The organism is Comamonadaceae bacterium OTU4NAUVB1 (assembly GCA_024372625.1).
Classification (GTDB): domain Bacteria; phylum Pseudomonadota; class Gammaproteobacteria; order Burkholderiales; family Burkholderiaceae_C; genus Variovorax.
The window spans coordinates 2,214,452-2,226,438 of sequence record CP099605.1 but is presented as its reverse complement, the minus strand read 5'-3'; the positions used below and the strand labels follow the sequence as shown (position 1 = coordinate 2,226,438).

9 protein-coding genes are annotated in these 11,987 nt (G+C 64.9%); 3 read left to right on the top strand and 6 right to left on the bottom strand.

Going from position 1 to position 11,987, the window contains the following annotated elements; genetic code table 11:
- Positions 1 to 36 precede the first annotated feature (36 nt).
- From NF681_13940 to NF681_13920, 5 genes are all read right to left on the bottom strand, one after another.
- The gene (locus tag NF681_13940; protein ID UST53415.1) at positions 37 to 966 is read right to left on the bottom strand and encodes a dihydrodipicolinate synthase family protein; all 930 of its coding nucleotides are present in this window, start codon (positions 964 to 966) and stop codon (positions 37 to 39) included.
- A 154-nt stretch (positions 967 to 1,120) separates the two neighbouring features.
- A complete protein-coding gene (locus tag NF681_13935; GenBank protein UST53414.1) occupies positions 1,121 to 3,352 on the bottom strand; it encodes a GAF domain-containing protein in 2,232 nt (743 codons plus the stop codon).
- Entirely contained in the window at positions 3,349 to 3,987 is a 639-nt protein-coding gene (locus tag NF681_13930; GenBank protein UST53413.1) for a biliverdin-producing heme oxygenase, read from the bottom strand. The genes NF681_13935 and NF681_13930 overlap by 4 nt, the downstream gene beginning before the upstream one ends.
- A 110-nt stretch (positions 3,988 to 4,097) precedes the next feature.
- Positions 4,098 to 4,238, bottom strand: a complete 141-nt coding sequence (locus tag NF681_13925; protein ID UST53412.1) for a hypothetical protein — start codon at positions 4,236 to 4,238, stop codon at positions 4,098 to 4,100.
- 66 nt (positions 4,239 to 4,304) lie between these two features.
- The gene (locus NF681_13920) at positions 4,305 to 6,713 is read right to left on the bottom strand and encodes a response regulator (GenBank protein UST53411.1); all 2,409 of its coding nucleotides are present in this window, start codon (positions 6,711 to 6,713) and stop codon (positions 4,305 to 4,307) included.
- Between the two features lie 195 nt (positions 6,714 to 6,908).
- Between NF681_13920 and NF681_13915 the strand changes: the two genes are divergently transcribed.
- Complete coding sequence (locus NF681_13915; protein ID UST53410.1) at positions 6,909 to 8,687, top strand: ATP-binding protein; 1,779 nt, start codon at positions 6,909 to 6,911, stop codon at positions 8,685 to 8,687.
- A 347-nt stretch (positions 8,688 to 9,034) separates the two neighbouring features.
- Entirely contained in the window at positions 9,035 to 9,787 is a 753-nt protein-coding gene (locus NF681_13910; GenBank protein ID UST53409.1) for a hypothetical protein, read from the top strand.
- Between the two features lie 247 nt (positions 9,788 to 10,034).
- Here the strand turns inward: NF681_13910 and NF681_13905 are convergent, their stop codons facing one another.
- Positions 10,035 to 10,982: a class I SAM-dependent methyltransferase gene (locus tag NF681_13905; GenBank protein UST53408.1), complete on the bottom strand. Its 948-nt coding sequence runs from the start codon at positions 10,980 to 10,982 to the stop codon at positions 10,035 to 10,037.
- Between the two features lie 328 nt (positions 10,983 to 11,310).
- Here NF681_13905 and NF681_13900 point away from each other — a divergent pair, with 328 nt between their 5' ends.
- Entirely contained in the window at positions 11,311 to 11,967 is a 657-nt protein-coding gene (locus NF681_13900) for an FMN-binding negative transcriptional regulator (GenBank protein ID UST53407.1), read from the top strand.
- Positions 11,968 to 11,987 lie beyond the last annotated feature (20 nt).

The following is an 11,987-nucleotide window of genomic DNA, read 5'->3' as shown; positions in this document are numbered from 1 at the left end:
CCTGGGGTGGATGCGGTGGGGGAGACGACGCGAAGCTCAGTCGACCGAGCGGAACTGCTGCGGCCGGGCGTCGAGCGCTTTCCTGACGACGGCCTCGACGAAGGCGCGCTCCTCGCCCACCAGGGGCAGTCGGGGTTTGCGCATGTGCTCGGAGCCCACGCCGGCGAGCACGTCGATGAGCTTGAGGTTCTGCACCAGCTTGGTGGAGACGTCCAGGTGCAGCATCGGGGTCATCCACTGGTAGAGCGCGAGCGCCTCGGCGAAGCGGTTCGCCTTCATGAGGTCGTAGAGCGCGACGGTCTCGCGCGGGAAGGCGCAGCCCACCCCGGCGAGCAGGCCGTCCGCGCCCAGGGCGAGGGCCTCGTAGGCGAGGTCGTCCACGCCGCAGAAGATCTGGTAGCGCGTGCCCAGGAGGTTCCTGAGGTCGGTGATGCGGCGCACGTTGTCGGTGCTCTCCTTGATGGCCACGATCCACTCGCAGTCGGCCAGCTCGAGCATGTGCTCGGGCTTCAAGTCCACGCGGTAGGCCACGGGGTTGTTGTAGACCATCAGAGGCTGCTGGGCGGCCTGGGCCATGGCGCGCACGTTGGCCATGGCCTCGCGCGCGTCGGCCACGTAGATCACCGAGGGCATGACCATGAAGCCGGCCACGCCCAGGGCGTTGGCGCGCTCGATGTAGCGCAGGGCCTCGGTGGTGCGCGTCTCCGAGACGTTGGCCAGCACGGGGATGCGCCCGTCGGCGGCCTCCAGGGCGATCTCGGCGACGGTGAGCTTCTCCTCGAGGGACAGCGTGCTCGCCTCGCCCAGGGAGCCGCAGGTGACCAGGCCGTGGATGCCGTTGCGGATCTGGAAGTCGATGTGGCGCGCGGTGCCCTCCGCGTCGATGCGCTCGTCGGCGTGGAACTTGGTGGTGATGGCGGGGAAGATGCCTTGCCAGCGGGCGGGGGTGTCGGGGAGTGCGGTCACGGGTCGGTTCCTTGCTTGCTGCTCGATGAGGGACGTTCGATCAGATAAATATATTAATGAGATATCAAAAATATGTTTTCAGGGTATCAAGCAGGTTGCGTGCCAGCGGTTTCGGTGCCAGGAAGACCGGCTTCGGACGCGGGCCGGAGGGGGTTCAGGCCCCGACGGCCGGCAGGTCGTGCGGAAACTGCACCGTGAAGACGACCTGTTCGTCGCGGTAGGCGTAGTGCAGGGTGCCCTGGTGGCCCTTGACGATCTCGCTGGCGATGTAGAGGCCCAGTCCGAGCCCGCTCGGATTGCGGTCGTTGCCCAGCGAACGTTCCTTCAGCGGCTGGAACAGGATGCGCGCCGACGCCTCCGGGATGGGCGCGGCCCGGTTGGCGACGGCGAATCGCACCACGCCGTCGTGCGCGGCCAGCTCGACGGTGATGGGTTCGCCCAGCGCACCATGGTGACGCGCGTTGCCCAGCAGGTTGCTGATGACCTGCGCGAAGCGGTCCGGGTCGACCGTGGCCACCAGCGCGGATGGCAGCGCCGCCTGGATCGAGAGTTGCGGGTGGGCGATGGCCGTGTCCTCCACGATGTTGCGCACCAGCGCGGCCAGGTCGCACTCGACGCGCCGCAGCCCGAGACCCAGGCCGCCGTGCAGCCGGCTCATGTCGAGGACCTGCGTGATCATCCGGTCCATGCGCCCGGTGGAGGAGTTGATGCGCTCGCTGACGCGCGAGTTGGGATCGCCGTGGGCGATGATGCGCGCGGCCATGCTGATGGTCTGCAGCGGGTCGCGCAGGTCGTGTCCCAGCACGGCCAGCAGACGGGCACGGGCACGTTCCATCTCGGCACCGCGCGCCGAGGTGGCACGGCCGAGTTCGTCGAGCAGCTGGCGCGCGATGGCGAGGTCGTGCTCGTCCCACGGCACGGCGGTGCCCTCGACGACCTGGCGCCATTCGGCGAACGAGCCGCCCGGCGTCAGCCGCGCACCCAGCGGACCGACGCGGCCGACCTTGTCGGGCGGACCGCTCCAGGTGATGGTCTCGACCTGCTCGCGGCGCAGGAGCACGAACAGGCCGTGGCGCACCGGGTCGAAGCGCAGGGCGAGCACGCCGCAGAAGGGCCGGATCGCGTCGCCGATGGCCGCCGGCAGCGCCGCGCGATCGCTCACGGCGATCAGGTCGTCGCGCTGTTCGTCGAGCCAGCGCATGAGCTGCGCGGCGGCCTCGCGCGGCAGCGAGCCGTCGTCCACCAGCTTGCCCGAGTGCGAGAACAGCACCCCGTCGTTGGCGACGGCCTGGTGCATCCCGCGACCGAGCTCGCCCATGCCCGCGGCGATGTCGTCCCCGTGCAGGATCACGTCGACCAGCTTGGAGCGCACGTCGGCCGCCTGCGAGCGGCGCGAGGCGCTGGCGCGCTCCAGCGCCGTCTGCACCGAGGCCGACACCACCTGCGAGAGCACGTCGCAGGCCATGCGCGTGGCATAGGGCACGCGGTGCGCCGTCCGGTGGTGACAGGCGATCAGGCCCCAGAGCCGGCCGCCGACGACGATCGACACGCTCATGGAGGCGGCGACGTTGATGTTCTTCAGGTACTCGATGTGGATCGGCGAGACGCTGCGCAGCACCGAATGGCTCAGGTCGACCGGGGTGGTGTCGCCGGCCATGGCGTCGATCGGCACCTGTTCGTCGCGCACGTCGGCGATCAGGCGCAGCGTGTTGATGGTGTAGAGGCGTCGCGCCTGCGCCGGGATGTCGGCGGTCGGAAAGCGCCGCGCGAGGTACGGGGCGAGCGTGTCGACGCGGGCCTCGGCCACCACCTCGCCGCTGTCGTCGTGGTGGAAGCGGTAGGCCATCACGCGGTCGAAGCCGGTGAGCTGGCGCACCGTGAGGACGGCTTCCTCCAGCAGGGTGGAGATGTCGCGCCGGTTGCGCAGCCGGCTCATGCCGCGGTGCGCCATCAGGGCGAAGCTCGCGAGTTCGTCGTGGCTCGGATCGCGGCGTTCGAACTCGACGACGACCCGTCCCGCGAAGGCATGGATCACCACGTCGAAGACGGCGTCGGCGTCGCAGACGGCCATCTCCAGCGCCATCGGGGCGACCTCGTCGTCGTTGCCGGTCGCCGCGTCCTCGCGCATGCGCCCGAGCGGTTCCTGCAGCGCTTCGTCGTCGCCCAGGTGGCCGGGCAGCAGCGGCAGGCCCAGGATCGGCAACGCCGGGAACACCGCGCGTGCGTTGCGGCTCGCGTGCGTCAGCCGGCCCTCGAGGTCGAGCGCCAGCAGCACGCCGTGCGGCTGAACGAAGCCGGGAATGTGGATCGGTTCCTGGTCGCAGTTCTGGAGGTCGACGGTCGCCAGGGTGACCGGGGCCGCGTCCGGCGCGCCCGCCGTGCTCACGCGGCGCTCCCCGGCGCGACGCCCGGCGGCATCTCTAGGCCGCAGCGCGCGAGCAGGCGCTCGAAGGCGGCCACGGCGCCACGCTGGGCGGCGGCCACCGAGGCCGGGTCGTCGTGCAGCGCGGCGCCCAGCTGCGCGACGAACTCGCGCCAGCGCGCCCCCAGGCCGTCGACGACGAAATAGCGCAGCGGATGCGGCGCGAGGCGCGGCGCCAGCCGACGGTGCATCACGGCGGCGCCGAGCTGCGAGCCCTCGACGACATAGGCCAGTCCCCAGGCGAAGCCAGGTTCGCGCCGGGCCTGCTCGACGAACGCGGAAGCCGCCATGGCTTCGTCGGCGGCCACCGGCACGTCGTCCGGCGCCGCCACCGGTTTCAGGTCCAGGTCTAGGTCCAGCGCGGCGAGGCGCTCGTCGATGCGCCGCGCGGCCTGGTCGAGCGCCGGATCGCCCGGCGCGGCCAGCGCGCGGCGGACCTCGCGCAGCCAGGGACGCAGGCTGCGCAGGTGATGCAGGTAGTCGTCCAGGGAGGCGTCGTCGCGCGAGATCGCCAGTTGCGTGTCGAGCGCATGGTGCAGCGCGCCACTGGCGTCCCGCAGGGGACGAAGGATGTCGACCTGCGTCAACGGAGCGTTCATGGGTGGGTCGCCGGAGGCGCGGCGCGCCGGTGGAATGGAGACCCCAAATTATGCCCACCGCGCGTCCACGAGCAGGTCCCGCGCCGATCAACCCGACGCGGCGATGGCGTTCACGGCAGGAGTCCGGAGGTCAGGCTCCCCAGCGGCGCGACTTTCTGTTCGCGCTTCATGCACCGACCGATCTGCTGCAGCACCATCGCCGCGACGGTCAAGCCGATGGCTTGGAAGGTGATCACGTCGAAGCCGTTCATCTGGATCGACGGTGCCGGATCGAATGGGGTCCAACGAACTGATCGCGCGTCCCGGGCTCGGCCGGCCTATCGGATCACGGGTTTGTAGAACATCTTTCTGAGCTCGACGATCGATTGATCGATCGCTCCGACATCGCCCTGGCTGGCCATGGCGATGATGCGCTGACACAGCCAGATGCCTCGCTCGAAGCCATGGATGGCCGGGCTGCCGGCCAACGTGTGAGCGTTGTGGCGCACGCCGTTCATGTCCCCGGCCTGGACCGCGCGTTCCATGCGATCGATCAACTCGGTTCGGGAGGCGATGAACGTCGGGAACGCGGTCATGAAGCTTTTCTCGATCCACAAATCGTTCCGGGCGGTCGCGAACGCCTCGGCGCCGCTCACCGTCCTCAGCATGTCCTCGAACTCGACCTGTTGGACGGGCTTGCTCAGGATGCCATCGAAACCCGCTTCGCGGACCCGCCGCATCGTCTCCTGGTCGTCGTAGCCCGTGAACGCATAGACGATGCTCGGCGCCTCGCCGGCCGAGGACTGCATCTCGCGGATCCGGTGCAAGGCCTCGAAACCGCCCATGATCGGCATCTCGATGTCCATGACGACGAGGTCCGGCTTCTTCACGATCAACGCCTCGATCGCTTCCCTGCCGTTGATCGCGCGTCGAGCGGCGACGTGCCCGGGCAGCCAGTTCGACAGGATGAGCCAGTTGTGGTCATCGTCTTCCACCACGAGCAGATCGATCGGTGGCGGGGAGGTCGATGACCCGGTCGAGAGCGGCAAATCGATCAGATGGCCGGGCAACGAGGGTCCGAAGGAAGTCCGGGCGTCGACCTCGGCCACGAGCGCGCCGGGGGCCGAACCGGCGTGGCTGCGTCCCAGCTTGAGCAGGAGCAGTGTCCCCTTCTCCGCAGAACTCGTCATCGTCAGGTCGCCGCCTTGCGCGCGAGCGATCAGTCGCGCCGAATAGGTGCCCAGTCCCAGCCCGCCGCGCTTGCCATGGGTGGCGTATTTCTCGAAGAAGTCCTCGCGAACCGATGCGTCCACTTCGCCGTCGTTGTGAATCAGCAATCCGGCCCGCGTTCCCTGATACAGGCCCAAGGTGACCGCGCCGTGCTCCGGCGCGGCCTCGATGGCGTTCCGCACGAGGTTCTCGACGATGGAGGCGGTGAGCATCGGATTCCCGATGGCCTTCAGCGTGTTCTCGGACGCGTTGAACTGCAGGCGAACGCCTTTGGAGCGCGCATGGTGGTCGAATTCCGAAATGACGCTGCGCCCGATGCCCACCAGATCGATCGTTTCCGGAACGAACCGGAACGTGCCGTCTTCCATGCGATAGAGGTCCAGCGACATCGTGACCATGGCCAGTGCGCGGCCGGCCGTCTGCTCGATCGATGTCAGAAGCTGGTCTTCCTTGCCGGAAAGCATCCGGCTTCTGTGCAGCAGCGACGCCGTCGCCTGGATGCTCTTGAGGGGAGCGCGCAGGTCGTGCTGCGCGATCCGTTCCATCTCCTGCCGAGCGTGCAGGGCCGCTTTGGTGGCTTCGAACTGCGCCGAAAGCTCGAGCGCCTGGGAGGCCAGCTTCCTCTGGGTTTCGCGAAGTGCGGACTCGATCCGCAATCGGCCATCGATGCGGACGAAGGCGACGATCATGCCGGGATCGTCCGCGTCCTTGCGAGCGAAGGACGCGTGCATCCACGCGACCTCGCCACCCGGAAAAATGAGTCGACAGTCGCAACCGATGGTCCCGGTCAGGGACGAACCATTCAGTTCCATCGCATTGCGAACCGCACCCATCAGGAGGTTGTGATCATTGGGATGCGCGAGGTCGCGCAGCTGGAGCGATCCGTCCGTCGTCGATGGGGTCGCGCCTTCGAGCAAGGACGCACTTCCCCCCGTCACCTGCAAGCTCGTGTCGATCTCGACATGGAGAATGTTCACTGCCTGGCACGTCAATTCCAGATGGCGCGATCTCGATCGCAGCGTGGCTTCGGACCATTCCATGCGTTGTCTGAACAGCAGGATCATCGCAGCGATGATGGTTGCGGAAGCGATCATTCCGCACGTATGCAAAGACGGATTCACCAGCAAGATCATGCTGAAAATCAACATGAGACCGATGGCCATCAATGGCAGCACGAGTTTTCGGGACGAGAAAATCGCGATCAGCAAGATCGACGGTTCCAGCCAATGGAAAAAATCCACGCCGCGGTGCGCCATCCAGGCTGCCCAGAGCAGGCTTGCGGGCAATAAAATGAGTTGGTGATGCTGAGATTTTCGGTCGCGCAGAATTTCGCGGCTCGTCCAGGCCAGCAGGAGCACAAATGCGAGTCCCACCGCGAAGGAGGCATGGTCCCCTTTCGACATGTCCAGCAAGCATCTGGCAAGGACCCAGGTCCCCAGGCATGCCAGGACGGATGCCGACGCCAGACTTTCCAGTCTGGATGAATTTCTTTTCTCGATCGATTTCGGAAACATCATTTTTTTATCTGTAGGAGGTCTGGGTCGAACTCGTATCGGTCACTCTGGCAATGCGCATTGCGCAAGGCGATGATGAGAAGACATTAGAATTTTCCCGGCGGTTTGGAGCAAGCGAGCCTGGACTCGGTCCGGGACGGCGGCGAAAAGCTCTGGCAGTGAAAAAAGTTTTTCGCGCAGCGTTTATAGGAAAATTCCATGAACAAACCGGCTTATTCCGAAGTCGAGGAAAGTCATCGACAGATCGTCAGGAATTTCGAGTTGGCGGCTGTGATGGGCGTGGGCAATGGGTTCCTGCCTGTTTATCTGGCGTTCGCCGTCGCGGCGCTCTTAATCATCCATCCCGGCGTTTCGCAAGCGACGTCCGCCCTGTGGGCCACCCTCTATCTCGTCTACATTGCCATCCGGACGATCGCGACCTCCCTCTACAACGACGACATCGATCATTCCTTGCCGGACAACGTGACGCAATGGCGGCGATTCGTGCTCGTTTCAGAATTTGCTCACGGCGCAATTCTCGGCAGCCTGGCGTTGATCGCGCTGCCCGGACTCAGTCCGGCGAGGCAACTCGTGCTGACATGTTTCGTCCTGCTCGTGACGACCGGCGCCGTCGTCTACGTGTCCGCGGTTCTTCCAGCCCTGCTCGTTCTGATTTCCACGGCGCTTCTCCCTTTCGTGTATGCCTGGGAAGCACGGCCGGACGCGTTGGAAATTCATGTGGGTTGGTTCCTGCTGGTCGCATGGGCCCTCAACGTGCTGATGAGCTACATCCATCACCGTGCCGGTTCCCGGTTCTTCCTGCTTGCCGCGAGCAATCAGACACTCGTCGATGACATGGAACAGAAGAACCGGCAATTGGAAGCGGCGGACCGCGCACGTGTGCAGTTGCTCGCCGTCACCAGCCACGATCTCAAGCAGCCTGTCCACGCGATGAGACTGGTTCTCGCACATGTCGATGAGCATGAGGACGTCGAAGTGATCAAGAAGAATCTTGACAAATTGCGTGAAATCTCGAATCTGATTGCTCAGATGCTGATGGAGTCGATGGACCTGAGCACGCTCGAACAACAACTTCCCGCCAAGCGACTCGAAGCCATTTCCCTTACAACGATCCTTCGCCAGCTCGAAACCAGCCAGGAGCCGATCGCGCGAAGAAAGGGACTGGGTTTCGATATCCAGTCCGACGAGGAAATATGGGTTCGAGCCGATGCCAGTCTGCTTCGGCGCATGCTCCTCAATCTCATCTCAAACGCCATCAAGTACACGGCCGCAGGAGGCGTGCGCATCGAATGCAACGTCCAGTACGACAACGTCGTGATCAGCGTCTGCGACAGCGGGATCGGCATTCCTGCGAGTCGTCTCGACGACATCTTCCATCCCTATGTTCGTCTGGAATCGCTGATCACGGAAAAAGACGGCGTCGGCCTGGGTCTGGCCATCGTTCATCGCGCCGCGGTCATACAAGGAATCGATGTTCATGTGGCGTCTACGGTTGGCGTGGGCTCGATATTCGAAGTCAATGTTCCACTGGCTGAAAAACGCAGGGAAACCGGTGACAGCGACACTCGCATGCCTTACAGCGAGCCGCTTCCGGATACCCTGATCGCCGTCGTCGATGACGATTTCTATGCGCGCGAGGCCCTGGTGGCACTGCTCGAGCGGTGGGGATACGACACGGCGAGCGGGGAAACGCTGATGGATCTCAAGGCCGTCCTGAACGAAGAACGGAAACCTGCGCTTGTCATTGCGGACAATCATTTGAGCCCGATCGAGTTCGGGCCGGATGTCATCTTGGAATTAAGAAATATTTACAAAGATCCTTTGATGATGGGAATCGTGATGACTGGCGATCCCAATGTGGTTCTCAACGATTTGCCTCATGTGAAGCTCGTCCATAAACCGCTGGATCCCGTGTTTTTGAGATCACTTGTATCTCAAATGACTGTCAAAGGAAAAGACCAGTTTTTCACGCGCTGACGATCTAGTTCCAAGTGTCTGTGCGTGATCATAGCCATGATCCGGAAATGATGCTGCTCGATCCCGTTTTTATTCTGAACATATCTTAATAAAAAGTTCTTTGTTGAGCTTGGTGTTACATCATATCGGCTTGTCAGTCCAAAGCTCTTATTTAGAGTCTGAGAAACGCGTTGAATTAAACGATGGGAACATTTGGGCTGGGTGGGTGTCGATGGCCAAATTCAAGAGGACGAATGGGATATGACGAGAATCGATGCATCGATTGCCGATGCCATGCCAGTGAAACAGTTTTTCAAAAAGGTTTCAGGCGATTGGAATTGCCCGGTCTCTGGCCTGCGGAGCCAGCCATGACGGTCAGAACATCTCTCTCCGCAGGCCGTCCACCACGTGTCGCGGTCATCGCGACCACTCCGCGCAATCGCGAGTACGGCCGTCGGGCCTTCCGTTTGATGGGATGCTCGGTCCTCATCTTCGTGTCCGTCGACGAGTTCCTGGAAATCGGTGACCGTGCGCAAGAGCTCGCCATGGTGAATCTCGAGCATGTCCCATCGAATGGGCAGAAAGACGCCAACACACCGTCGATCGGCGAAAGGGTCCGCGAGGCCGTGGGTGATGCGATGCCCATCGTCCATTCCGTTTCCATGCACTCGAGCGGCGTGATACCGGGTTTCAGGAACAACGACATGTTGTTGCCCAACTCGCTCTACTTTGCGCAACTCTGCCGGACGCTCCGCGCGTTCCTGCAGAAGAACGGGCTGCCAGTGAACGAGCGCCAGCTCGAGTGGGATGAATATCGGTTCTGCGTCGACTCCGGCCTGATATTCGTCCGCGACAAGCCCGTGGTGGTCAAGCAGGACGAGTTCGATCTCGCATTGGAATTGTTCTTCAACATCGATTCCAGAGTGTCCAGGTCCTGGCTCAGGAGCATGGTGCCGAGCCTTCAAACCCTGCGCAAGCGCGCGACCGCGCCCACCGCCGATGCAGCCCTGACGCAGATCGGCGAGTTGCTGCACCTGAAGCCGGGCTATGGCTGGGAATTGGCCATGGATCCGGGACTGAGCTGCAGGCTTTCACATTCGAGACAGGTCGAGTCGATCTGAGGCGGCCCCCAGAGCCGTTCGCTGCGACGTTCGGATGACCGTGAGCGTGCGGACGCCGGGTTCCGCGTCCGTCCGCCGATCGTTCGGTCGCTCGAGCCCGGCCGATGGCGGGCGGGGCGAGCGAGGCCCTGCTCGCATTCGATCGGTCATGCCGAGCGCGGCACGAGGTTCCCTCTGGCGTCGTGGACCTTTTCCGAGCGGTCCCTGAACCCGTCATCCCGTGACCCCGTGATCCCCTCACGCCACGTCAGTCGAGCACCCGGGCGGCGGCTTCGCGCTCGGCCTGGGTCGATTCGACGCCTTCGATGGGCGGGGCGGCGTCCACGCGCTCGGCTTCGAACGATCCGACCGTGCCGGCGTCGTTCGCGAGCGTGCCGGTCATGCGGTCGCCCGTGATGCGTGCCCGCACGCGCAGCAGCACGCCGTCGCTGTCGCGCAGGCCGAAGACCAGGGCCTCGCCGGTGAGTTCGGGACGCACCGCGCCGGCACTCAGCGCGCCGAACGACGCATGGCCTTCCAACCGCTGCAACCGCTGGGTGAACCTCAATTCGGCGGGCATGCCGCGAGCGTCCGATGCGCCGGTCGGACGCACCCGCCAGACACCGGCCGCGTTGGCGGGTACCGTCCATCGATGCAGCACGGCGCTGCCGACGGTGGCTGTCTCGTCAGGTCGCCAGTCGCCCATGGCGAAGGAGTGCGAGACCACGCGCGTGCCGGGTGCCATGCGGAACAGGATGGGTCGCAGGCGCAGGTTGAGTTCGGGCAACAGGTACATCGTGACCACGGTGGCATCGCCGAACTCGGCGGTGAAGATGTCCGCGCGCTGGAAGTCGACGCGATCGGCCACGCCGGTTTCGCGCGCGCGCCGGTTGGACAGCTCGACCAGCCCCGGGTCGAACTCGAGTCCGGTCGCGCGCGCACCGAAGTCGCGTCCCGCCGCGATGGCGATCCGCCCGTCACCCGAGCCCAGGTCCACCACGCGGTCGGTCGTCCCCACCTCGGCCATCCGCAGCATCCGGTCGACCGCCGCGTCCGGTGTCGCGATCCAGACGACGTCCTTGCCGGCCTGGCCCCGGCGCGGCGCCTGGATGGCGGAGGTTTCCGGCTGCGACACGGCGCCGGTGCAGGCCAGCGCCAGCAGGCCGGCCAGGAGGAGAGCGCGAGGCCGATGGCGTGCCTGGGAGGGGGGCGTCATGGAAGTCGTTGCGGTGGTGGGCGGCGGCATGGGGGGATTCTGACGACATCAGCGTGAAGGACGATGCGCGGGCCGGCCGGCACCCGCGCCGATGCGGGACGAACGAGGGATGCAGATCGCGGAGCGACGCAGCCCCGCCTCCGGGTCCTTGCCCGTCCCAACAGGTCCGGCGAGCGCACCAGCTGCATCCTCGACAACTCAGGCTCCGGGCATAGACTCCTCGCTGAAGGCACCGATCACCAGACGATCGAACTCGCTTCCAGCCTCATCGATCCCTGGCTCCTGCGCATCGATCTCCGGAGGGCGTCCACTTGAGCCGAACTTCGACATGTACGTTTCCAGACACCATGCACTGACGGACCGCGAGGCCATCTTCTCGCTGATGGAGACGTATGCGCTGGGCGCCTGGGTCTGTCCCGGCCAGGGGAGTCTGGCAGCCAACCACGTTCCCTTCGTCCTCGATCGCGACAGGGGGCCTTTCGGCACGCTGATCGGCCACGTGGCCCGCGCCAATGACGTCTGGCGCGCGCTCAATGGCGAAGCGCCTTCGATCGTGATCTTCCAGGGACCGCAGGCCTACGTCACGCCCGGCTGGTACCCGGGCAAGCAGGCGCACGGAAAGGTCGTGCCCACCTGGGACTACGCCGTGGTCCATGCGCATGGCATCGCCCATGCCGTGGAAGATGCCCAGTGGAAGAGGGACATGCTGGAGCGATTGACGAATCGGCACGAGGCCCGGCAGCAAGCACCATGGCGCATCGCCGACGCGCCGGCCTCGTACATCGAGCAGATGTCGCGCGCCATCGTCGGCATCGAGATTCCCATCGATCGCCTCGAAGCGAAGCTCAAGGCGAGTCAGGACGAGGAGATGCCGGACAGGCTGGGGACGGTCGCCGGCCTCGCAGCGCAGGCGCATGGCGCCGGGAATGCGATGGGGGGCCTCATGCGCATGGCGATCGAGGCCGAAACCCCTGCGAAAGGCTGAGGGCGCGGACGCCCGCCGCC